The organism is Sorangiineae bacterium MSr11954 (assembly GCA_037157815.1).
Lineage (GTDB): Bacteria > Myxococcota_A > Polyangia > Polyangiales > Polyangiaceae > Pendulispora > Pendulispora albinea.
In genome coordinates this window covers 9,061,784-9,084,857 of sequence record CP089984.1, presented here as the reverse complement: position 1 = coordinate 9,084,857, position 23,074 = coordinate 9,061,784, and the positions used below count along the sequence as shown (strand labels likewise).

Below are 23,074 nucleotides of genomic sequence, written 5' to 3'. Positions count from 1 at the left end.
AGGCCGTGCACCCACGCCCAACGGCACGGATGGCGGGCCGCTCGCTCGCTCGTCCGTTGGGACGATGTTGGCGAATCGGTTATCAGCTATCGGCATCTCCAAAGCGAAGGGCGTGCCGAAGGTATTGGCTATCTGCGCGAAATTAGCGCGTTTGTAGGTGTAAGCGCGTCGGTCTGCGTCTTCTTCTTACGGTGGTTGCCAAAGTGGCATCGGCGTCAATATGCGCGATTTCGCTTCACTCGAAGGGTGCCGGATCGCTCGAAGGTCCGGGGCAGTGGCCAGCCCCGTGGCCAGCTCGCGCCTCCAACGCGATGCGGAAGGAGGCCCGAGCAGGGCATGACGCGCTCGGCAAAGCACCGTCGGTGCCCCTGTGTCTGGCATGATCGGCGACCGCGGCGTCCTTGTTGGGTACCGAGCACGGGTGCCCCAGAGGAGCTGCCGAAAGGACGTGACCGGTCGGATTTTGCGGCGAGCGCGACGGATGGACCGCGCGTTCAAAGCACGGCCGCTGCGGAAGTTTATGTTTAGGTCGAGCTCCGGCGGCGCATCCACGAGGGTGATGTCTGCGAGCTGCGCTTGCAGTGTGGAGGTCCCCGCAGGTGTCCCGATGACCTCGACACGGGCAGCTTTCGCGTCCCTTCCTCATCCTTCGGGTCCCCGGGTGCCAAACTTAAGGTCCCACCCTAACGTAAGGGTATTGTCAAACCCTCACCTATGGGTAAGACTACATTTCGGAACCGTGAACAACAACGTCCGCCTACCCGTGCTGCACCCGCCCAAGACTGTACCCGGGGCGAGTGTGTCCGATGTGTCCGATGTGTCCGGTATCGAGCTACCGAGCAGCGAGGAGCCGATCGGGGCAGGTACGGACGAGGCGAACCTCGTTCAAGTGGGGGACTTGGCGCGCGACTCCGGCAAAACCGTACGCGCCATTCATCTGTACGAAGAGCTGGGGCTTTTGCACCCGGTGGCCCGTTCCAAAGGGCGCTATCGGCTCTACGGTGCCGACGCGATCGTCCGCATCCGCTGGATTGGTCGCCTTCAAGAAATGGGGTTCAGCCTCACCGACATTCAAACCATCGTGCGCGAGTGGGAAGAGCTCCACTCGGCGCCCCGCGCGATGATTCGAATGAAGGAGACCTACAAGCGCAAGCTCGCCGAAACGCGCGGGCATATCGCGCGGCTTCGGGCCCTCGAGCACGAGCTGGAGTCCAGCCTCGTGTACCTCGACACCTGCGAGGTCTGCGACCCCGACCGCATGCTCTCCGCGTGCAAAGCCTGTGATCTTCATACCTGTGGTGAGCACGTCCCCGAGCTCATCGCCGGTTTTCGAGCGAGTTAAACGCATTGGGCGGCTCGTAGCCGCACGTTCCTCCCCTCCTTCCCGACAGACCGAGGGGAACGTCCCGAGAGGAAATCATGTCCGTACAGCTCCCCATCTTCATGGACTATCACTCGACCACGCCCGTCGACCCGCGGGTCGTCCAGGAGATGCTCCCTTATTTCACGGAGAAGTTCGGCAACGCCGCCAGCCGCAGCCACAAGTTCGGCTGGGAGGCGGAAGAGGCAGTGGACTACGCCCGCGAGCGCATCGCAAAGCTGATCAACGCCCAGAGCTCGAAGGAAATCGTCTTTACGTCGGGCGCGACCGAATCGGACAACCTCGCCATCAAGGGCGTCGCCGAGTTCCTCAAGGACAAAGGCAATCACATCATCACCACGGTGCTCGAGCACAAAGCGGTGCTCGACAGCTGCAAGCGCCTCGAGAAAGACGGCTACCAGGTCACCTACCTGGGCGTCGGCCGCGACGGGCGGGTCGACCCGCAGGAGATCGCCAAGGCGATCACGGACAAGACCATCCTGGTCAGCGTGATGGCCGCCAACAACGAGATTGGCACCATCCAGCCGCTCGAAGAGATCGGCAAAATCACGCGCGAGCGCGGCGTGCTGTTCCACAGCGACGCGGTTCAAATCATCGGCAAGGCCGAGTTCGACGTGCAGAAGCTCAATGTCGACCTCGCGTCCATCACCGCGCACAAGTTTTACGGGCCCAAGGGCATCGGCGCCATTTACATCCGCCGCTCCAAGCCGCGCGTCCGCCTCGTCGCCCAGATCGACGGCGGCGGCCACGAGCGCGGCCATCGCTCGGGCACCTTGAACACGCCCTCCATCGTCGGCTTCGGCAAGGCCGCGGAGATCGCGCACCTCGAGTGGCGCGAGGAGGCCGCGCGTCTCCTCCGCCTTCGCGAGCGGCTGCGCGCCCGCATCATGGACAACCTCGAGGAGGTCTATGTGAACGGCTCGCTCGAGCATCGCCTGCCGGGCAACTTGAACCTCTCGTTCAACTTCGTCGAAGGCGAAGGGCTGATGATGGCGATCAAAGACGTGGCGGTGAGCTCCGGCTCGGCGTGCACGTCGGCCAGCCTCGAGCCGAGCTATGTGCTGCGCGCCTTGGGGGTGGGGGACGAGCTGGCACACTCGAGCATCCGCTTCGGGCTGGGCCGCTTCTCGACCGAAGAAGAAGTCGACTTCGTCGCCGACTTGGTCGTGGACAAGGTCAACAAACTGCGCGACTTGTCGCCGCTCTACGAGATGCACAAAGAGGGCATCGACCTCAAATCCGTCTCTTGGGTGGCCCACTGAATTCCCGCTACGAACGAACTGGAGATCGAAATCATGGCGTACAGCGATAAAGTGGTCGAACACGCGGAGAACCCGCGGAATGTCGGCACCCTGGACAAGAGCGATCCGAACGTCGGAACGGGTCTCGTCGGCGCCCCTGCGTGCGGCGACGTCATGCGTCTGCAGATCAAGGTGAACGATGACGGCGTGATCGAGGACGCGAAGTTCAAGACGTTCGGGTGCGGCTCCGCCATCGCCTCGTCGTCCCTCGCCACCGAGTGGCTCAAGGGAAAGACGGTGGAGCAGGCCGAGGCCATCAAGAACGTGGACATCGTCAACGAGCTGAATCTGCCCCCGGTGAAGATTCACTGCTCCGTCCTGGCGGAGGACGCGATCAAGAGCGCCATCGAGGATTACCGTAAGAAGCAGGAGGCGCGCGCCGCGGCCGTTCAGTCCAGCCACAAGGGCTCCGCCGCGTCGTCGGTCGAGAACCATGCACGCTGAAACCCAAAGCCCCGAGCCCCGTTCACCTGGCTCGCCCGCCCCGCAGGACGTCGCCGCAGCCCCGGCGAAGAAGGAGCCGTCCATCGAGGTGAGCCCCGCCGCCGTCGAAGCCATCCGCGCTCAGATCCAAAAGCGCGGCGTTCCCGACACGTCTCTTCGTGTCGGGATCCGCGGCGGCGGCTGTTCGGGATTCAGCTATGTCATCGAGTTTCACGATGGCCCCCCGCGCGCCCGCGACCGCGTCTTCCAATACGACGACGTGCGCGTCGTGGTCGATCCGAAGAGCCTCATCTATTTGAACGGGTCGACTTTGGATTGGGAAAAAACATTGATGAAGCAGGGCTTCAAGTTCGTGAACCCGAACGAGAAGACCTCCTGCGGCTGCGGACATAGCTTTACCGTCTGAGCCAGGCTTCCCGGCTCCTCACCGCTCCCGACGACCGCCTCTCCCCGCTCAGCGCGGGAGGGGGCTGGGAGGGGAGTCGCCAAATCCGGCTGAACGAATTTTCGAGATATGGATCCGTTCGAAACATTGGGAGTAGCACGTCGCTACGACGTGGATTTGGGCGCGTTGGAGAGGACGCATCGCGAGCTGTCGCGCGCGCTCCATCCCGATCGGCACGTGGGCGCGGCCGGAAAGAAAGAAGTGCTCTCGCGCGCGGTGGAGGTGAACCTCGCGTGGCGCATCCTTCGCGATCCGGTGAAGCGGGCGGAGGCCCTCTTCGCGCTGCACGGCGTGCCGGTGGGCGAAACGAACGAGCCCAAATCGAGCCCCGCCTTCTTGATGGAGGTGCTCGAGGAGCGGGAGGCCCTCGACGAGGCCAAACAAGCGCGCGATTTGGACCGCGTTCATGCGCTGGCCGAGGGGGTGGAAGCGCGCGCCAAAGCGACGCAAGCCGCGCTGGCCAAGGCCTTCGAGTCGTCGGACGGCGACCGCGACCAATTGATTTCCCATGTTGGCAAGCTGGGCGAACTCCGCTACTTCACGCGCTTTCTCGAAGAAGTCAGCGCCATCGAAGACGAGCTCGCCGAGGAGACCTGACCCATGCCGACCGCACTCCTCGATATTTTCGACCCCAAGGCCGCACCGCGCCCCATCGGGATCGATCTCGGCACCACGCACTCGCTCGTCGCCTGCGTGCGCGATGGCCGCCCGGAGACGATCGCCGACTGCGATCAAGAAGTGCTCCTGCCCAGCGTCGTTTCGTACACGGACACCAGCGTGATCGTGGGCCGCGCGGCGCAGTCGCGCGCGGTGGAAAACCCGCGCGACACCATCGTGAGCGTCAAGCGCTTCATGGGCCGGGGCTCCGACGATCCCGAGACCCGCCGCCTGGGGCCCTACGAGTTCGCCACGGCGCGGGCCAACGAGCCCAACGTGGTGCGTTTTCTGGTGCGCGGCGGGCGTGAGGTCACGCCGGTCGAGGTGAGCGCCGAGGTGCTGCGCACCTTGAAGCGCAACGCGGAGGACGAGCTGCGCACGGTGGGCGGCGTGGTCATCACCGTACCGGCCTACTTCGACGATGCGCAACGACAAGCCACCAAAGACGCGGGGAGGCTCGCGGGCCTCGAGGTCTTGCGCCTCATCAACGAGCCCACGGCGGCGGCGCTCGCGTACGGTCTCGACAAAAAGCAAAATGGCCACTTCGCCGTCTACGATTTGGGCGGCGGCACCTTCGACATCACCATTCTCCTTTTGGACAACGGGGTCTTCCAGGTCAAGGCCACGGGCGGCGACAGCGCCCTCGGCGGCGACGACATGGACCGGGCCATCGCGGAGATCGTGCTGCGCGATCTCGGCTACGGAACGGGCACGGACGCGCATGCGCCCACCGATCCGTCGTTCTTGCGGTTGCTCCTCGATACGTCGCGCCAGATCAAGCATGCGCTGACCGACGCGCTCGAGGTGGAGGTCAGCCTCCCCAACGCCAAGGGGAGCGAGCAGTCGGTGGTGGTCACGCGCGAGCGCTTCGAGGGCGCGATCAAGATCCTGCTCGACCGCACCGGGGTGGCGTGCCGGCGCGCGCTCAAGGACGCGGGGCTCAAGCCCGAGGAGCTCGACGGGGTCATCTTGGTGGGCGGCGCGACCCGCGTTCCGGCCGTTTCGGCCTATGTCAAAGGACTCTTCAAGCAGGACCCGCTGTCCGACATCGATCCGGATCAAGTGGTGGCCCTCGGGGCCGCGGTGCAGGCGGATTTGCTCGCCGGCGAGGGCCCGCGCGACGAAATTCTGCTCCTCGACGTGCTACCGCTCTCGCTCGGCATCGAGGTGGGCGGCGGCGTGGTCGACAAGATCCTCCCGCGCAACCTGACCATCCCCACGGGCGCCCGCGCCACGTACACCACGCAAGAGGACAACCAGACCGGGTTCGTCATCCACGTGGTGCAAGGCGAGCGTGAGCTCGCGAGCGATTGCCGCAGCCTCGCGCACTTCACCTTGCGGGGCATCCCTCCGATGCCGGCCGGCATGGCCAAGCTGGAGGTCACCTTTCAAGTCGACGCCGATGGTCTGCTCAGCGTGCACGCCAAAGAGCTGGTGACCGGTCTGGAGCAGACCGTCTCCGTGAAGCCCTCGTACGGCCTCGACGACGAGACGGTGGAGAAGATGCTCCTCGACGCCCTCGACTACGGCGAAGAGGACCTCTTGACCCGCCGCATCGCCGAGAACCGGCTGGAGGCCCACCGCATCGTCTCCGCGACCGAGAAGGCCATCGTGACCGATCCCGAGCTGCTCGAGCCCGGGGAGGCCGACGCCATTGGCCAGGCGATGGCCGCGCTCGCAGAGGCGGCGCGGGGGACCGATCCCGGGCGCATGCATCAACTGGTCGAAGAGCTCGACCGGGTGAGCAAGCCCTTCGCCACGCGCCGAATGAACCGCGCCATCGCGCGCGCGATCGAAGGGCGCAAAGTCGACGACGTCGAACGTCGCGTGTGACGCCGTCCGGGCGTCGTTCCGAGCGAATCTCGATTGAATGGCCGGCCTCGCGCCGGCAATGGATGGCATCGATGGCGATTGTCCGATTCAAAGGTTACGGCGAAATCCAAGTTCCGGTGGGCAAGAGCATCCTCCAGGCTGCCCAAGAGCTCTCCGCGCCGGAAGGTTACGCGTGCGGCGGCGTGTGCGCCTGTTCGACGTGCCACGTCTATGTGCACAAGGGCGCGAACCTCCTGTCCGAGCAGGAGGAAGAGGAAGAAGACATGCTCGACAAGGCGTTCGACGTTCGAGCCAACTCGCGCTTGGGCTGTCAGTCGAAGATCGAGCGCGACGGCGAGATCGAGGTCGAGATCACGCGCGAGAGCCTCGAGGCATACGAGAACGAGCACCCGGACGAGCGCGGCAAGTTCGTGACATGGCGCTAGCGGCGGTTCGTGATCGTCGATCGCGAATCGCGCGCGCGACGGCGCGGCCCGCGCGAAGCGAGTCCCGCTGAAGTGACGGCATAAACCTCCGCTCGATCCCACGTCCCACGGAAATGACGTGCGCTAATCGCATTAGAAGAACAAATTGCGCCAAATCGTATTCGCGAACAATCTACGCCAATCGGATTGGCAGACAATCTGCGCCAATCGTAGGGACCCAGCGGATTCACGACGGGTGCGGCATATCGATTTTACGGAACCGATACAGCCCACCTTTGGCTCGCGGACATTTACGGGCGAATCTACCGCTACAAGCCGTAACGGCTTCTCCAAGAGCAGGGCGAGGAGGCGCGAGCCATCGCGGTGGTGTCGGCGTGGGACTCTGCCGTGTGCGGCCTTCTACAAGCCGCGACCCGTGATGGCGCGCGCCCTCTTTGCGGTACCGAATTCGGTCTGCTTGGCCTGCGCCTCCGCGCCGAGCTCCGTGCGGACTTTGAGCTGACTGTCGACGCGGAGAACGCCGGGGATGTTGGCGGCGAATTTCTCGATGGCGGCGCCAATCCAAATATCGTCGACCCAGCCTTCGAGCGTTACGACACCGTTCTCTGCCGCCACCAGAACTTCGTTGCTGCGCAGGTCACCATGCTGGCGCAAGGTGTCGCGGACCCTTCGCGCGAGCGATTCATCAGCCTTGTGCATGCCGTTCACGACGCAATTTGCGCGCCGAGACGTACCGGCGCACCCCGCGCCTGCGATGGAGAGCGCTGCACGTGACGGCCCGCCTCACCGGGGCGATCGTCCGCGAGCTCGACGTCACTTCGGCAGGACGATTTTCGGCTTTTTTGGGTGACGGCGGTACAAGAGAACCGTGCGCCCGAGCACTTGGGCCAGCACCGACTTGGTGTCTCCTGCAAGCTGACGTGCGGCCTCGTGGCGATCGACCGGCGCCTCGGAGAGGATTTTGACTTTGATGAGCTCGTGCGTGAGCAATGCCGCGTTCGCCGCGCCCACCAGCGCTTCGGTGAGCCCCTCTTTGCCGAGCATCACGGTCGGCTTCAAATCGTGGCCGAGCGCGCGCAAATGGCGGAGGGCCGCACCCCGCAAGGCCGGAGGAGCGCCCCTCGGGGCGGCCGACGCGTGATCCAGCGCGGGCGCAGAGTCGGTTTCGGGGGTGGACGGGGCGGCAGACGACGACATGGGCCGTCTCTTTAGCCGATGGCGGGCGGAAATCCATCGGCGGCGCGCGTTTTTCGGAGGATCCGGATCTATGCTCCGGCCCGGGCATTGTCGATGCTCCGTTCTAGGCACACCACCCGGGAGCGTTCTCGTGGCGCACGATCCTCACGATTCACCCGCCCTTCGGCTCGAAGATTTCCCGTTCCGGACCCATGACACCATCCGCTACGGCGACACCGATCGCCAGGGGCACGTCAACAACGCGGCCTTCGCGACCTTTTGCGAGACCGGCCGGGTCGCATTTCTGCACCTGACGGAGCAATCGCTGGCCCACCCCGGCACCTCGTTCGTGATCGCGCGGCTGGTCCTCGACTTTCGCGCCGAGATCACCTGGCCCGGCACGGTGGACATCGGCACCCGTCTGACCAAAGTTGGCCGGAGCTCGATGACCCTGGAGCAAGGGCTCTTTCAAAACGGTCGCTGCGCCGCCACGTCGGAGTCCATCGTGGTCCTCGTCGATGACGCGACCCGCAAATCGACGCCTCTGCTGCCCGAGATCCTCCGCGTCCTCGAGGCACGGCGCTAAGATCGCTCGAGCCGCGAAGGCGAAGCACGCGGCCTGAAAGCGGCGGGAGCCGGCCGCTCGGTGCTCTATAATCGCGCGCATGAAAACGCGCGCTGCCGTCGCTTACGAAGCTGGCAAACCTCTGGTCGTCGAAGACGTGGAGCTCGATGGCCCCAAGGCCGGCGAGGTCCTGGTCGAAATCAAAGCCACCGGCGTGTGCCACACCGACGAGTTCACCCGCTCGGGCGCCGATCCCGAGGGCCTCTTTCCGGTCATTTTCGGTCATGAGGGCGCGGGCGTGGTCGTCGACATAGGGCCCGGGGTGACCTCGGTCGCCAAAGGCGATCACGTGATTCTGCTGTACACACCCGAGTGCCGCTCCTGCAAATCGTGTTTGAGCCGCAAAACGAACCTGTGCACCGCCATCCGGGCCACCCAAGGCCGCGGCCTGATGCCCGACGGGACCAGCCGCTTCTCCATCGGCAAAACGAAGATTCATCATTACATGGGCTGTTCGACCTTCGCGCACCACACCGTGCTGCCGGAGATCGCGGTGGCCAAGATCCGCAAAGACGCCCCCTTCGACAAGGTCTGTTACATCGGCTGCGGCGTGACCACCGGCATCGGCGCCGTCATCTACACGGCCAAGGTGGAGCCGGGCGCCAATGTGGTGGTCTTCGGGCTGGGCGGCATCGGGCTCAATGTGGTGCAGGGCGCCCGCATGGCCGGCGCCGACAAAATCATCGGCATCGATCTCAACCCGGAGCGGGAGGCGCTCGCGCGCAAGCTGGGGCTCACGCACTTCGTCGATCCCAAGCGCGTCTCGGGCGATCTGGTCGCGCACCTGGTGGAGCTCACCGGCGGCGGCGCCGATTACAGCTTCGAGTGCGTGGGCAACGTGACCTTGATGCGCCAGGCGCTCGAGTGCTGCCACCGCGGCTGGGGGGTCAGCGTGATCATCGGCGTGGCCGGCGCAGGCCAGGAAATCGGGACGCGCCCGTTCCAGCTCGTCACGGGGCGCGTGTGGAAAGGCTCGGCCTTCGGCGGCGCCCGCGGCCGCACCGACGTTCCGAAGATCGTCGATTGGTACATGGATGGAAAGATCGATATCGATAGCTTGATTACGCACAAGCTGCCGCTCGAGCGCATCAACGAGAGCTTCGACTTGATGCATGAGGGGAAATCGATTCGAACCGTGATCGAGTTTACATAGCCGTCCGCGATGGCGCTCGTCGGGAGACTTCGCTCTCCCGTACGCCGCACGCTCGCGCATGCCCGCACGATCAAGAAGAGCTCAGGTGGCGCGAGGCTCGCCTTGCGCCGCGGATGCCATGGACGAGACGTTCAGCACGCGGTCGAGGTCCAACAGGTAGACGAGCCGCTCGCCCGTGTGCGCGATGCCAAGGATGTATTGGGATTCAATGGGAGTCCCGAAGGCGGGGCAGGGCTCGAGGGAGTCCGGGCCGAGCTCGAGCAGCTCGGAGACGGAGTCGACTTCGAGCGCGACGGGGGATGGCTCACCGTGGCGCTCGATGTCGAGCACCAGGATGCACGTCTTTTTGGTGACCGGCGCGGAGGGTAGTCCCAGCCTGCGGGCGAGGCTGATCACCGGCACCACCGTGCCCCGCAGGTTCGTGACGCCCAGGAGCCACGCCGGCGTCTCCGGCACGCGGCTGATGGGCGTGTGCGCCGCGATTTCCTTGATGCGCAAGAGCGCGGTCGCATACGAGTCGTTGCCCAGCGCGAATGTCAGATACGGGGTGAGGGCGGAGGATGCCATGGGCGGTTCTCGTTCGAGCTCGAGCTCGAGCTGGCGGAAGGCTCGTTGGCGCTAAAAGCGGCGGAAGTCGCGGTCGCGCGCTTTGGATGACGCCACGCGGATGGCCGAGACGGTGGGGCCCGTCACGACGGTGGAGACCGTCGCGGCGGTCGCGGGCTGCTCGCCGGAGGTTTGCCGTTTCATGCTGACGTTTCCGGTGAACGGTAAACCGGACGGAGGAAGCCGGGCGGACCGGCCCGCATCTTCCGGGGCGCCGATTCGGAAGAAGGCGACGAGCTCCCGCAGCGCCTCGGCCTGCGCCGCCACTTCTTCGGCGGTGGACGCGAGCTCCTCGGCGGCGGCGGCGTTCTGCTGGGTGACATGGTCCATTTGCGCGATCGCCCCGTTCATCTGCGACACGCCGGTGGATTGCTCGTTCGACGCGGTGGCCACGTCTTGGACGAGCTCCGCGGTCTGCTGAATCGATGGAACGAGATCGGCCAAGAGCCGGCCGGAGCGCTCGGCGATGTCCGTGCTGGAGGCCGCGAGCGCGCTGATCTCCTTGGCGGCCGATTGACTGCGCTCCGCCAGCTTGCGCACCTCCGCGGCCACCACCGCAAAACCGCGCCCGTGCTCCCCGGCGCGCGCCGCCTCGATGGCCGCGTTCAAGGCCAGGAGGTTCGTTTGATACGCCATCTCCTGAACGATGAGCACCTTGCTGGCGATGGCCTTCATCGCCTCCACCGTCTCGTGCACGGCCTTTCCGCTCGCGCCCGCGCCTTCGGCGCCGCGCTTGGCGATCTCCTCCATGCGCCGGCTATTTTGCGCGATCTGCGCGATGGAGGCGCCCATTTGCTCGAGGCACGCGCTCGTCTCCTGCACGTTCACGGCTTGGGTGCTCGTGCCCCGGGACAGGAGCTGCGACGACGAAGACACTTGCGCGGCGGCGGCGGCCAAGGTGTCGGCGCCCGATTGCACATTGCCGATCAGCGTCTGCAAAATACCGATGAAGCGTTGAAACTGGACGCGGACTTGCCGCACCTCGTCGCCCTGGTCGGCCGGCGGCGGCGCGCGCACGAGGTGCGGCGAGGCGGCGCTCATGCCCTCGGCGACCTCCACGTCGAGGTTGCCCTCGGCGAGCTTCAAGGTCGCGTCGCGCAGCGCGGTCACCGAGATGACCACGGTGCGCGAGAGCCACCACGCGCACCCGAGGGCCACCACGGCGAGCAGCACGCCCCAGGCCACGATTTGCGTGCGCATCTTCTGCAAGGTGAGCTGCGCGTCCTTGTTCGAGATGTCGGCGAAGGCCGCGTTCAGCCGAACGAGCTCGGTGAGGGACTCCCCCATCGCCTCGATGTGCGGCCACGCGGCGGCGTATTGGTCCATTTTGCCCGCGAGAAAGGCGTCGCGGTGCGGCGAATAGGCGGCGTACGCGAGGTCGAACTGCGCGAGGCGGCGGATCTCCTCGGTTTGAAGCTGCTTTTGGCCCCACGCGGCCAGGGTCTCCGTGAACGCGGGGCTCGAGGTGGTGAGCCACTCGGCGCGGTACTTGGTCATGACGGCGGCCATGGCCTTGTCGTGCTCGCGCGCTTGGGCGATGCGCCTGGCGCGCTCCTCGGAGGAGAGATCCGTTCGTTGCAAGGTGGTGAGCTCGTCCGCCAACTCGTCGCGCCGGAGGTTCCCCTCGTCGAGCTTCATGATGGGGACGAGCATGAACCCGTAGAGGTTGTCGAATTGGTATTTCACGTCGTTCGTCCCGCGGTGCGCGACCCACCCCAGGATGGCCACCGTCAATGGGATCAAGGACGCGAGGAGCGCGAACTTCCAAAAGAGCTTGAGATTACGAATCATGGCTCGTCACCTTCTCCAGCGCCGTCTTCTCCCGCTTGGATACCCGCATGTACACGGAGGGCGCCACCGCGCGCGCGCCCTCGAAATGCACGCCGAGGCCTTCGGCCGCGCCGAGGAAGAGATGGCCGCCGGGCGTGAGCTGATTCACCAGCCGCCCGGCCACCCGCGCGCGCGTGGGCGCGTCGAAGTAAATGAGGACGTTGCGGCAGAAGATCACGTCGAACGGGGCCCCGGGGACCGTTCGTTCATCGTTCAAATTCCAGCGCTGAAAACGAACCAGGGCGCGGATTTCGGGGCCTGCTTTCATGAGCCCCTCGCTCGGCCCCGTGCCGCGGAGCATGAACGCCTTCACGTGGCGTGATGGAATGTCGCGCGCGCGGGCGATCGCGTACACGGCGCGCTCGGCGGTCTCGAGGGCCGAGGTGCTGAGATCCGTGGCGAGGATATCGACCGCGGGCGCTCCGCCGTTCCGCGTGCCCCGTGCGCTCCACGCGCTGGCCCCCAAGCACATGGCGAGAGAGTACGCTTCTTCGCCGGTCGAGCATGCGGCCGACCACACGCGGAGCCGGGGCCTTGGCGGCTGCGCCAAAGGGTCGCCGCCGAAGCGCTGCTCGAGCCACTCGAAGTGGCGCGGGTGCCGGAAGAACTGCGTCTCGTTCGTGCAAATGCAGTCGATCATGCGGATGCGCTCTTCGCGATCGCCGCCCGAGCCGACGAGTCGTATGTATTCTGCAAATGAATCGAGCTGCCGTTCACGCAACCTTCGCATGAGGCGGGATACGACGAGCGCTCTCTTGGAGTCCGCGAGGTGAATTCCGCTCTCGCTCCGGACCAGCTCCACCAGCGCGCGAAACTCACGTTGCTCGAGCGCGGGCACCGTTCCGGTCACGGCAAGCCTCCCGGCTCGAAGCCGATGCGGGCGGTCGCGAGGCTCGCCGCGCTCACGATGGGCACCAGCTCTCCTTGAACTTGCGCAAATCCCTCGAGCGCCGAGCCGGCGCCGAGCGCATCGAGGCCGGCCAAGGCGGCGAGCTCGCGGCCGGCGGCGATGTCTTCGTGGCTGAGCACGATCACGTCCTCGACGGCGTCGGCGACCACGTCGAAGAGGGCGCCGCCCACCTGGAGCACGACCACGCACCCTGCCGGGGAGACCCTCTCCGTTTGCGGCGCCACCCCGCGCACATTCCCAAGCGCGACCGCCATACGCTCGCCGCGCATGCGAAACACCACGTAGTGAAAGGCCGTCATCGAGGCGCCCCCGTGGTCTCCACCGCGCAGCGCGCGAGAATCGCCGGTACATCGAGGACCAACGCCACACCCCCGTCTTCCAGAATGGTCGAACCCGACACCACGCCATCGCCGAAGAGCGGCCCCAGTGGCTTGAGCACTGCCTGACTCTCGCCGCGCAGCGCATCGACCGCGATGCCCGCGCGAACGCCGTTCTGCTCCACGACGACCAGGCTCTCGCGCTCGTCCTCGTCCTCCTCGGCGCGGGGCGGAAGGTCGAAGAGCGCGCGCAGGCGAAGGAACGGCAGCACGCGCTCATGCCCCGACTCGTGGATGCGAACGACGCCCGATGCGCCGCGCGCCGCGTCTTCGGCCGCGTTCTGGGCGGGCTTTTCGGGGCAGGGGAGCTCCAGGCACGCGACCACCGCGTCCATGGGGAGCACGAAGGCTTGCGCGCCCACGCGCACCCCGAAGCCGCGCAAAATGGCGACGGTCAGCGGGAGGCGCAAGGTGATGGTGACGCCCGCGCCCTCGGGGCTATCGAGGGTGAGCGATCCACGAAGGGCGCTCACCGTCTGCCGGACGATATCCAAGCCCATCCCGCGCCCCGAGCGGTTCGTGACATTCGCCGCCGTCGAGAAGCCTGGCTCGAGGACGAGTTGGCAGAGCTCGCGGTCGCTGGGTGACGCGGCAGATGGGACGGATGCGGCAGATGGGGCCGTGGCGGGGGCGATCGACGCGGTGGGGATCGCCGGTGCGCCCGGCGCGGCCTGTCTCGCCCGGGCGAGGATGCGCGCGCGATCGAGGCCATGGCCGTCGTCGGAGATGGCGATGGCAAAGCTTTGCCCTTCGCGTCGGGCCGAGAGCGAGATGGTTCCGCAGGGATCCTTGCCGCGCGCGGCGCGAACCTCGGGGCGCTCGATGCCGTGGTCGATGGCGTTGCGGATCATGTGCATCAACGGATCGCGGAGCTCGGCGAGGACGGCCATGTCCACGTCCACGTCGCCGCCGTCGAAGAGCAGCCGTGCGCGCTTTCCGCAAGCGTCTGCCAGATCGCGCACGGTGCGAACGAAGGGCGCAAAGAGCGACCGCGTTGGAAGCATGCGCGCCAAGAGCACGTGCTCCTGAAGCTCCGCGAGCAGCCGCGCCTCGGCGTACAGCGCTTCGTCCGTCTCCAGGTCCGCGCCCGCGACCTTTTGCGCCACGCGCCTGTTCAAAATGGCAATTTCGCCGGAGAGGTCCAAAATGCGATCCAGCTTTGCGACGTCGACCCGCAAGGTGCTTCGGGCGCGGGCCTTGGCCTTCGGTGCGGTGGGGGCGAGTGCGGTTGGCGCGGGTGCGGTCGGCGCGGGTGCCGTTGATGCGGGTGCGAAGGGCATGGGCGGCACCGTTTCGGGGCGGCGTGGCTCGTCATCGAGGAGGCTGCGGATCTCGCGCAGCAGCGCGGCGCCTTGGGGCGGCATGCGGTGCGGATCGGCGGCCGAGCGCGCATCGTCCACCAGGGTGCGCAGCACGTCGACCACGCGCAGCAGCAAGCGGACGATGTTTGCGGTGGGCACCATGCGCCCATCGCAAAGGCGCTCGAGCAGATCCTCCACCCGGTGCGAAAAGCGGGTGAGCGCCGAGAGCTCGAGCGAGGCGGCGTTCCCCTTGATCGTATGCGCCACCCGAAAAATGTCGCGCAGCTCCGGCCGGCCATCGTGCGCTTCCGGCGCCGTCGAGACGGGCGAACCCGGCGATGCCTCGAGGGCCAAAATGGCGGTCTCCATCAAGGCGACTTTTTCATCCGTTTCCAGGAAGAACGCGGCCAACAAGACGTTGCGATCGATCTCCATGATGCGCTCATGCACCTAGAGCCGCCGAACCCAGGCCGTCCCGTCGTTCGTGTGAAACACCAGCTTGCGCCCCGTGTCGCCGTAGACGTCTTTCGCCACCACCTGGATGCCGGCGTCCTTCAGCATGTCGAGCGCGAGCGCCACGTTCTTGGCGCCGATGGGCTCGCGCGGCGGCTTGGCGTCCCCGAGCAGGCTCGCGCCGCCGAAGACCTTCGCCGAGAGATCCGAGCGCGCTGCTCCCAAGGACTCCATCCGCTCCACGAGCGAGCGCAGCGCCACGTCCCCAAAGCGCCCCGAGCGGCCTTGGTCGAGGACGCGATAGGGCAGCACATAGTGGTTCATACCGCCGGCCCCCGTTCGCGGATCCCAGAGGCAGACGGCCACACACGATCCCAAAATGGTGGTGATGGCGTGCGGCACCGACGATGCGAACATCTGACCCGGGTGCACGTACACCGAGCGAAGGCCGGAGGCGGGGCCCTCCTCGCTCACCGGCGATTCGTCGTTCGCGTGGCCATGCGCGAGGCGGAGGCGGTGGGAATATTGCGTCATTCGAGTGCCTTGCGCGCCGCGTGAAGGCGCGCGCAGTAGAGCGCTCGTCCAGCTTGGCTGGCGAGGAGCTCGAACAGGTGGTGATCGTTCGGGTGCAAGCGCACCTTGTGATCGAGCAGACGAAAGGCGGCGATCATCCCGAGCACGGTGTTTCCGGCCCGGAGCGGGACGCAGGCGATCATCCCATGTTCGCCGTCGTCCTCCGTGGTCGGCTCTTCGTCGGCGGCCACATAGCGCTCGCCCCTGGCCGCGCGCGCCATGACGCGGGCCACCATGCGGCTGCGCGCGACCAGCATCGTGCAGCGCTTGGGATCGACCCCCTTCGAGCCAATCAGGGAGAAATGCGACAGATGCGGCAGATGCGACGGATGCGGCAGATGCGAGGGATGCGGCAGATTCGGCAGGTGCGACGGCTGCGAGAAATCCGACGGATCCGACATTTGCAACCGGTGCGCGCTGCCGTTGCCGCCCTCGGATTCGAGCTCGAAGATGGCAAACTGTTCGCAGCCCACCAGATTGATCATCACCTCTTGAATCGCCAATAGAATGCGCTCCCGATCGAGCGATACGTGCAGCTGATGGCTCGCCACGCACAAGTTGGTGAGCATCTCGAGCTCCTCGGACAGCCGGAGTTTATCGGCCTCCAGCGAGGCGAGCGCCATGTGCAAGCGCTCGTTGTCGCGCAGGAGTCGTTCACGCTCCTCGAACGATTTTCGCTCCACGATGGTCATTCCCCCAGGCAGCTTTTGACCTTTGCCAAGAGCTCGATCGAGCTAATCGGTTTGGTGACGTAATCGGTGCATCCGCTCACGAAGCCCGCCTCCACGTTCTTTCCCTCGCCGCGCGTGGTCACCATGATGACCGGCGTGGTGCGCGTGGACTCTTGCTCGCGGAGCTTGCGGCAGGTCTCGAAGCCATCCATCACCGGCATGACGACATCGAGCACGATGAGGTCGGGCCGCTCCTGGGCTGCCTTTGCCAGCCCTTCCATACCGTCCTTCGCCTCGACGCACTCATAGTCGCGCTGAAGGATCATGCGCTCCATGAGGAGCGCGGTGCTCGAGTCATCCACGAGCAGGATTTTCTTCCGAGACATCCTACATCCTCCCTCCCCGCGGACACACGAGCCGACGCGCAGCTCGACATGGAGGGTGATGTCCCCGCTCACCTCGAGCAATGGCAAGTACCGTACGAAGGTATTTGCCTACACATGTTCTTTTATGTGCTTATCAATCGATGAGCGCACATCCTGAATATCAGGATAGAGCCGAATCAATAGCATATCTCGCGACCCGCCCGTCAACGATTTCGTTGGCCGCGAGAGCTCGTTCAATCGGTCGAACTGTAAATGACCGCCCTAATCGGTGTGGCCAATGTGTGTCGATTGATAATTCGTTTTGGACGATGATTTATGCCGCGCGAACTTCGGTGTTCGTGATGTCAAATGAATACACGAGGCCATCGCCATGCCGCGTCGCAGCAACGGACAACCTCGGTGCACGGATGCGGGCACCACACATGCTGCCTGGAAGGTCGCCCGGACATGCCCCGGTCGCTACCTGCGGAACCGTTCGCTGCGCGGCCTTTACCGGTTTCCGCCGTACGTCATTTCGTGCGGCTGCCAGCGGAAATTTATGCGCGGTTTACGAGGGAAGTGACACATACCCAATGTGTCCGGAACGTGTCCTACCCTCCACATCGTAGAGATTCGCCTCGTGCTCATGGTCGAGGATGCTCGGCCTTTCGGCGGTCACGACGACATCAAACTGCGGCTAGATCCGGGGTAGCCGAACCGTCGTGCGTTGCCATTGCGGCCTCCAGGTACGTGGGCACTGGCGATGCACTCAATCGAGGAGGGGATACGACGCGAGGGACCCGGGCGGGAGACGATCAACGAAGGACGAGTGACTACCATGCGAATATACAAACGGTTGTCGGCGCTGCTTGCGGTCACCGGCGGAGTCGTCGGTGATTTGCTCACGGCCGCCCGGCCCACGGCCACGTCACCCATGACGGCCGTCACACACGATTCCGGTCAATATTATCGTCGCGTCGCCCAACAGTGGGATCTCGACGGCGACTTGTCGATTCTTCCGCACTCGTAGGCGGCTTCTAGGCGTCTTCGCCTCGCGGCTTACGGCGAACGAGGCGTGTCGAAGGCCATCCCTTTGCGATGCCCGGCCCTCGCCCGTGGGATGGATATCGAAGTTGGATAGCTCGGTGCGGTGAGCGCTTCGTTCGAAGCTACGGTCACGGGCTCTTCGTTCGAGCTACGGCTCTTCGTTCGAAGCTATGGCCACGGGCTCTTCGTTCACGCGATGGTCAGGGGATCGGAAGCCCAGAGGCCGTGAAGCGTGCAGTGCTCGTAGGCGGTGACCGATTTCACGCCCTGCGGCAAGGTGAACACCACGGTGGGAGGCTCGGGATCGTTGGGTTTGAACTCCCACAATCCGATCACCACGTCCGTCTCGCTCTTCAAGTAAATGGTCGTGATGTAGTGAAGGGGCTCGCCTCCATCCGGCGCCCCGCTATCGGGTTTTCCACCGGCGTCCACGCGCCCGCCGTCCACCGCTGCATCGGGACCCGCGTCGGCCCTTCCTGCATCGCGTCCGCCGCCACCGCCTCCTCCGCCCCCTCCGCCCCCTCCACCACCACCGCCTCCTCCTCCTCCACCGCCACCGCCGCCGTCGCCACCATCGCGCCCGCCGTCACGCAGGCCGGAGTCGGTGCCCGCGTCCAGGCCGCCGGCGGCCATTTGGTGCTCGACGAGGACCGTGACTTTGTTTCCCGCGACGCTGGCCTTGGGCACGTGCGATCGCTCTTTGCCCGCCCAGGGGCCGGGGGACTTCGCCGTGAAAATAACGCTGCCGGCGGCGGCCTCGAGCTCCTCCACGCGCGCTTCCCACGCTGCATTGGGGACTTTCGGCGCGTTTCCCGCGTCGGTCTGGGGACCCGGACCGGGCCTGTATTCGTCGTCGTCGGTGGGCTTGTTGCCGCCCCCAGGATCGTCTTCGCCGGCCAGATCGTATTTCGAGGGCTTCGCCGAGCAGGCGGCGAGGAAGCCCGCAACTCCCAGCGCACCGAGTGCGGCGCTGCCAAGGAAAGCACGACGGGTAAGAATCGAGGAGTTCGTGGAGGGCATGATGTTTCACCCCCTTTTCATGGCGTATGCCACCTCGGTTGCACGACCGGGCGCGTTATGTAGACGAGCGCTATCGAGGGGCTATGTATCTGAAATAACTAATAACGTATTATTTGTAGAATGCATATAACCGCGCGGTCGAGCACCGCGAATGGGAGATGGGTGGCAGGCGGGCGTACATGCACCCCGAGTCTTTGCAATCTCGGGCGAGGGAAGGGTGATCCAGGAGCTCACGCGATCACCCGCATTTGACCAGGGTGCTGCACGGGTTTTGGTTGCGCGATATCGAGTCGCATCGGTTCACATCGCGTCGCATCGGTTCATATCGCGTCGCATCGGTTCACGACGAGTCGCATCGATTCGCGAGGACATCGAGCGTGTTCAAACGGCACGTTGCATGACCCTGGGCGGCACGATGTGGTGCTCGTGAAAAGCGGCCAGCACGCGCTTGGTGACATCGGTCTCGAAGGCTTTTTCGTATTGGACGTCGAGCACATAGGCTTTGGCGCGAAGGCGGATGGCCACCATGCCGTGCTCCAGCACTTGGTTGACCAGCACCACCCAAGGCTTCTTCGTGTACACGTAGCGGCAGCTGGTGAGCGCATCGCCCACGAGCGATTCGGCCAGCGATGTGTCTTGGTCGACGGCGACATAGAAGTCCATTTGGATCATCATGTCGAGCGCGCCCCAGTTGCCCGAGCTCACGACCTCGGTGAGGAACTTGTTGTTCGGAATGGTGACGACGTTGTCGTCGAGCGTGACCAGGCGGACCGAGCGCAGGCCAATCGACGCGATTTCGCCGTAGATGCCGCTGAAGCTGACGCGGTCGCCCACCTGAAAAGGGCGGTCGATGATGATGATGACGCCCGCCAGAATCGAGGCCGCCAGATCTTTGAGCGCAAAGCCGATGGTGACCGCCGCGGTTCCTCCAATGGCGAGCAGCACCTCGCGCGTGAGGTTGACGGTGAGCGCGGTGGCCACGCCCAAGCCCGCGAGCCAGAGCGCGAAGCGCACCAAGGTCGCAATTTGGTTGATGAGCAGGCGGCGGTCGACCCATCGTGCGCCTGCGCCCTGCAGCGCGGTGGTGACGAAGCGGACCAAGAGGTATGTCGCGACCAGCACGAGCAGGCCGGCGGCCAAGCCTCCGACCCGGACGATCTCGAAGAAGTTCGCATCTTGGACGTTGTCTGGCATGGGCTCCTCCACCGTTCCCGTTCGGGCTACGTATCGATCAAATGCTTTCGCCGCAGGTAGCGAACGACCAGCGGCCACCAGCGCGGTGTGATGCGCAAACTGCCCTCGTCGAGCTCCGCCACGCCTTGTTCGATGAAGCGCTTGAACGCGTCCTCGCACGCGAGCGGCGGTAGGAGGAGCACCGAGACGGCTTCCTGCACGGAGAGGCGCTCGTGCCACGTTACGGCCGCGAGAACGAAGCGGGCCGATTCGCTCAGCGACTCCAGAAAAGCGGCGTTGGGGTTCATGAAGAGGCGGACCCGGGCGCGGGTGGGGCCGTCGGGGACCAGCGAACGCCCCCACACGTGCAGCGCGACCCGTGGAGAGCCCTCGGCGTAGTCCCAGACCAAGCGGTTGTAGTCGCGGGCGGTGGTGAGGATCTGGGCGCCGGAGTCGAGGCCCAGTTGGTCCTCCACCAGAAGATCGTCGTAGAGGATGGTGAGGCCGCTCGCTTTGTTTCGGCGCTCGAGCAGCTGACCGATTTCGGCCTCCGTCCACGGCATCAGGTGCACGATGGAGCGAAAGACCGTGTCGCCGCGGGAGATCCAGCTCAAAAACTCCCACGGGTAGTGGGCAAACGCGACCACCCAGAGGACCACGTTGGAGGTGCGGTCCATCACGAGCGTAAAGGCGCGCCAGCCGGCGAGCTTCCCCACGCCGCGCAAGAACCAAAGCTGCGCATCGTCGACGGTGATCACCTGCGGGCCCTGGCCGCGCAGATGCTCCGCCAGCGCCGCGACGTCGTGCACCTCGCTGGGCGCACCCGTTGCCCGCGCGAGGGCGGCCACCACGTCGCGCTCGGTGGTGGCGCGCTCGCGAAGGCAAAGCGCCACCACCTTGGCGCCGTTGCAGCGCTGGCGGGCCGCGTTCAGCCACGATGTCTTGCCGTAGCCCGTTTTGCCCACGAGCAGGGTGGCCCCGATCCGCGCGCCCTTCTGCCACTCCCGGAATCGCGCCTCGAAGGGGACGAGGCCCGGGAAGCGATCGAGGACGAGCGCATCGTCCTCGGGCGGACGCTCGGTGAAGAAGGCGAGGGTCTCGGGCTCGAGGAGCGTTTCTTCGGCGGGGGCGTGCTCGATTTTCTTCTCGAGCCGCCGGCGAAACAGGTACGCAAGCGCCTTGCGCGAGTGCTCGAAGCCGAGGACGAAGCGGTTGAGCGCGTTGACGATGCCGGCGCCGAGCAGCACCACGAAGGCCGCGATGGCGACGAAAAAGCCCGCCCATCGATCGCGGGTGCGCGCGACCAATCCGCTCAGCGCGCCCGTTGGCCGCACGCGCAAATAAGCCTCGGCGATGTCCGCGCGCCAGCGGCTGACGAGTACGGCCGCGATGGGGATGGAGAGGATCCACGCGGCGCGCACGACCATGGCGTGCAGGTAGCCGCGCCCGACCACCGCCGCCGAGGCCGCGAGCAACGCCGCAAAGAAGAACGCGGCGCGCACGACCACCCGCACCGAGCGAAGGATCTTCTGCCCGGTGGAGGGCTTGATCACGGCGCCGCCGCGGGTCACGGCCCACTCGAGGCTGCGGTGCGTGACGGCGATGACCAGGCGGTAGATGCCGTACCAGAGGAGGAGCGTGTACGCGACCGACCACGCGCCGGTGTGGACGTCGACCCGGGTGACCGTGGGCAGCAGAAGAACGCCGCCCAAGGCGATGGCCTCGCGTCCGACGGCGTCGAGCGCGTCGGCCACGCGCTTGATCAGGCGAAGCAGCGCGGGCCTTCGAACGGATCGCGCGGCGAGATCGCGCAAGGCGCGGAGCCAGGCGCCGAGCCTTCGGCGGGCGGTGACCGTGATCCCCAAGAGGACGAGCAAGCCCACGAGCTGCAAGGAAATGCGCGCGATGGACGAGGCTTGGCGGAGCTCGGCCAGCGCCTCGTCGAACACCTTTCCGCCGCTGGCGCGGAGCCAGCGGAGCTCGAGCTCGATGCGCTCGATCTCGCGAAGGCCTTGGGCGCGCCCCTCGGGGCCGAAGCCCAAGACCCGGCGGTGTTTGGCGGGGGAGACGCGCTCGAGCAGCGCGATGCGCAGCTCGTTCAAGCGGCGCTCCGTTCGCATGGCGGAGCCGAGCGCGGTCCAGGTTTCGTCTCGGTCGTCGGCCTCCAGATCGGTCGCTTCCTTTTCGAGCTCCCGGCGCAGCTCGCGGAGCTTCTTCAGCTCGTCTTGCTCGCGGGCGCCGGGCGGCCCTTCGGATTCGGGGAAGGGCGGGGCGGCCTCGGGCCGCGGCATGGGCTGGTCGTGCTCGAGCGCGGCGAGAAGGCTCGCGCTGTGGTTGCGCAGCTGGATGAGGCGCTGGACGGTCGTGTCGTAAAGGGCGTCGGCCTCCGCGCTGGCGATGGGCACGGTGGAGACCTCGTCGGCCGCCTGCGCGAGCAGCTCCTCGCGCGTGGCGTAGGACTCCGCGTCCTTCTGGCGGCGCTCGGCCAGCTCGGCGCGCGCGCGAAGCTGCTCACCGCGCGTGGCCTCGAGGCTCGCCCGCACCTCGGCCAGCTGCCGCTCCACCTTGCCGCGCGCCTCCTGCGCCGCCTGCAGCGCCCGAAGGCGCGCTTCTTCGGCGCGCTCGGCCTCGCGCTCCGACTGTTCGCGCACGGCGCGCGCGGCCTCGGCGCGCAAGGACTCTTGCTCGGCCGCCAAGAGGGCGTCGCGCCGGGGCTTGGCGAGCGAGAAGATTTGCAGGCGCGCCTCCAAAACGCGAACGCGGAGCAGGCGCGCGATGGGCTCGGAGGGCGGCGCTTCGAGGAGCCAGCGCCCTTCGCGATCGGGCTCGCCCGCGTCGGCGTCGGCGCCCGCGTCGCCCGCGTAGAGAGCCGCCATGGCGGTCGCCGCGGCCTTGGCGGCGCTCGCGCTTTGGGCGCGCGCGGCGTCGAGATCTTTGCGCAGCTCGGGCAGGCGCTTGGCGACGGCGTCGTTGTTGCTCACGTCGATGCGAAAGAGCTCCGCGCTTCGCAGAGGGCCTTTGCGGCCGTCGCGAAAGGCGAGGAGCGCAAGGAGCTCTTTGCGCTGCGCGGCGACCGTTTCGTCGAGCGATGCGTCGGCCGCGCGGGCGTCGGTTGTGCCGGTATCGGCTGCGCCTGCGTCGGCGGCATCGCGGGGCGAGGCGGCATCGGCGTCGCTTTGCGCCGGGGCGGCGAGGGCCCACGGTCCGGCGAAGACGGCAAACACGAGCCCCGCCGCCACGGCGAACGCGCGCGCCACTGCACCGACCCTCCCCTTGCGCATGGTGCGCATGAACGATCCCCTATATCA

23 protein-coding genes are annotated in these 23,074 nt (G+C 66.1%); 10 read left to right on the top strand and 13 right to left on the bottom strand.

The genetic code is table 11. The features are described from left to right. Positions 1-739: 739 nt before the first annotated feature. The 7 genes from LZC94_35460 to LZC94_35430 all read left to right on the top strand — a co-directional run bounded on the left by LZC94_35460 (position 740) and on the right by LZC94_35430 (position 6,486). A complete protein-coding gene (locus tag LZC94_35460; protein ID WXB13132.1) occupies positions 740-1,342 on the top strand; it encodes a MerR family transcriptional regulator in 603 nt (200 codons plus the stop codon). A gap of 77 nt (positions 1,343-1,419) precedes the next feature. Next, positions 1,420-2,643, top strand: coding sequence for an IscS subfamily cysteine desulfurase (locus LZC94_35455; GenBank protein WXB13131.1), 1,224 nt, complete (start codon positions 1,420-1,422; stop codon positions 2,641-2,643). Positions 2,644-2,676: 33 nt separating this feature from the next. Next, positions 2,677-3,126, top strand: coding sequence for a Fe-S cluster assembly scaffold IscU (gene iscU / locus LZC94_35450; GenBank protein ID WXB13130.1), 450 nt, complete (start codon positions 2,677-2,679; stop codon positions 3,124-3,126). Then, positions 3,116-3,532, top strand: coding sequence for an iron-sulfur cluster assembly accessory protein (locus LZC94_35445; protein WXB13129.1), 417 nt, complete (start codon positions 3,116-3,118; stop codon positions 3,530-3,532). Before iscU ends, LZC94_35445 begins: the two co-directional genes overlap by 11 nt. Before the next feature lie 126 nt (positions 3,533-3,658). Further along, positions 3,659-4,168, top strand: coding sequence for a Fe-S protein assembly co-chaperone HscB (gene hscB, locus LZC94_35440; protein ID WXB13128.1), 510 nt, complete (start codon positions 3,659-3,661; stop codon positions 4,166-4,168). A gap of 3 nt (positions 4,169-4,171) precedes the next feature. After that, positions 4,172-6,061 (top strand): Fe-S protein assembly chaperone HscA, encoded by a 1,890-nt coding sequence (gene hscA, locus LZC94_35435; protein WXB13127.1) that lies wholly within the window; start codon positions 4,172-4,174, stop codon positions 6,059-6,061. 71 nt (positions 6,062-6,132) lie between these two features. Further along, the gene (locus LZC94_35430; GenBank protein ID WXB13126.1) at positions 6,133-6,486 is read left to right on the top strand and encodes a 2Fe-2S iron-sulfur cluster-binding protein; all 354 of its coding nucleotides are present in this window, start codon (positions 6,133-6,135) and stop codon (positions 6,484-6,486) included. A gap of 399 nt (positions 6,487-6,885) precedes the next feature. On the opposite strand, the gene LZC94_35425 is transcribed toward LZC94_35430, so the two are convergent. After that, positions 6,886-7,185, bottom strand: coding sequence for a BON domain-containing protein (locus tag LZC94_35425; protein ID WXB13125.1), 300 nt, complete (start codon positions 7,183-7,185; stop codon positions 6,886-6,888). Positions 7,186-7,299: 114 nt separating this feature from the next. Continuing rightward, entirely contained in the window at positions 7,300-7,683 is a 384-nt protein-coding gene (locus LZC94_35420; GenBank protein ID WXB13124.1) for a YhbY family RNA-binding protein, read from the bottom strand. Between the two features lie 130 nt (positions 7,684-7,813). On the opposite strand from LZC94_35420, the gene LZC94_35415 reads away from it, so the two are divergent. Both LZC94_35415 and LZC94_35410 read left to right on the top strand, forming a co-directional pair. Continuing rightward, entirely contained in the window at positions 7,814-8,248 is a 435-nt protein-coding gene (locus LZC94_35415; GenBank protein WXB13123.1) for an acyl-CoA thioesterase, read from the top strand. Between the two features lie 79 nt (positions 8,249-8,327). After that, complete coding sequence (locus LZC94_35410) at positions 8,328-9,440, top strand: S-(hydroxymethyl)glutathione dehydrogenase/class III alcohol dehydrogenase (protein ID WXB13122.1); 1,113 nt, start codon at positions 8,328-8,330, stop codon at positions 9,438-9,440. An 81-nt stretch (positions 9,441-9,521) separates the two neighbouring features. On the opposite strand, the gene LZC94_35405 is transcribed toward LZC94_35410, so the two are convergent. Genes LZC94_35405 through LZC94_35370 form a run of 8 tightly spaced genes read right to left on the bottom strand, consistent with a single transcriptional unit; the run spans position 9,522 to position 16,547 of the window. Next, positions 9,522-10,007: a chemotaxis protein CheW gene (locus tag LZC94_35405; protein WXB13121.1), complete on the bottom strand. Its 486-nt coding sequence runs from the start codon at positions 10,005-10,007 to the stop codon at positions 9,522-9,524. 51 nt (positions 10,008-10,058) lie between these two features. Next, a complete protein-coding gene (locus LZC94_35400; protein ID WXB13120.1) occupies positions 10,059-11,837 on the bottom strand; it encodes a methyl-accepting chemotaxis protein in 1,779 nt (592 codons plus the stop codon). Continuing rightward, the gene (locus LZC94_35395; GenBank protein WXB13119.1) at positions 11,827-12,726 is read right to left on the bottom strand and encodes a protein-glutamate O-methyltransferase CheR; all 900 of its coding nucleotides are present in this window, start codon (positions 12,724-12,726) and stop codon (positions 11,827-11,829) included. The genes LZC94_35400 and LZC94_35395 overlap by 11 nt, the downstream gene beginning before the upstream one ends. Then, on the bottom strand, positions 12,723-13,085 hold the full coding sequence (locus LZC94_35390) for a hypothetical protein (protein ID WXB13118.1): 363 nt from the start codon (positions 13,083-13,085) through the stop codon (positions 12,723-12,725). Before LZC94_35390 ends, LZC94_35395 begins: the two co-directional genes overlap by 4 nt. Beyond that, entirely contained in the window at positions 13,082-14,899 is a 1,818-nt protein-coding gene (locus LZC94_35385) for a chemotaxis protein CheW (protein WXB13117.1), read from the bottom strand. Before LZC94_35385 ends, LZC94_35390 begins: the two co-directional genes overlap by 4 nt. A 15-nt stretch (positions 14,900-14,914) precedes the next feature. Further along, the gene (locus tag LZC94_35380; GenBank protein ID WXB13116.1) at positions 14,915-15,451 is read right to left on the bottom strand and encodes a chemotaxis protein CheD; all 537 of its coding nucleotides are present in this window, start codon (positions 15,449-15,451) and stop codon (positions 14,915-14,917) included. Further along, entirely contained in the window at positions 15,448-16,173 is a 726-nt protein-coding gene (locus LZC94_35375; protein ID WXB13115.1) for a GAF domain-containing protein, read from the bottom strand. The genes LZC94_35380 and LZC94_35375 overlap by 4 nt, the downstream gene beginning before the upstream one ends. 5 nt (positions 16,174-16,178) lie before the next feature. Beyond that, positions 16,179-16,547, bottom strand: coding sequence for a response regulator (locus tag LZC94_35370; protein ID WXB13114.1), 369 nt, complete (start codon positions 16,545-16,547; stop codon positions 16,179-16,181). A gap of 817 nt (positions 16,548-17,364) precedes the next feature. Here LZC94_35370 and LZC94_35365 point away from each other — a divergent pair. Further along, on the top strand, positions 17,365-17,556 hold the full coding sequence (locus tag LZC94_35365; protein ID WXB13113.1) for a hypothetical protein: 192 nt from the start codon (positions 17,365-17,367) through the stop codon (positions 17,554-17,556). 206 nt (positions 17,557-17,762) lie between these two features. Here LZC94_35365 and LZC94_35360 read toward each other — a convergent pair whose 3' ends face one another. The 3 genes from LZC94_35360 to LZC94_35350 form a co-directional block, all read right to left on the bottom strand. Beyond that, positions 17,763-18,593, bottom strand: a complete 831-nt coding sequence (locus tag LZC94_35360; GenBank protein ID WXB13112.1) for a hypothetical protein — start codon at positions 18,591-18,593, stop codon at positions 17,763-17,765. A gap of 381 nt (positions 18,594-18,974) precedes the next feature. Further along, positions 18,975-19,787, bottom strand: a complete 813-nt coding sequence (locus LZC94_35355) for a mechanosensitive ion channel family protein (GenBank protein WXB13111.1) — start codon at positions 19,785-19,787, stop codon at positions 18,975-18,977. Between the two features lie 26 nt (positions 19,788-19,813). Beyond that, positions 19,814-23,056 (bottom strand): hypothetical protein, encoded by a 3,243-nt coding sequence (locus LZC94_35350; GenBank protein WXB13110.1) that lies wholly within the window; start codon positions 23,054-23,056, stop codon positions 19,814-19,816. Positions 23,057-23,074 lie beyond the last annotated feature (18 nt).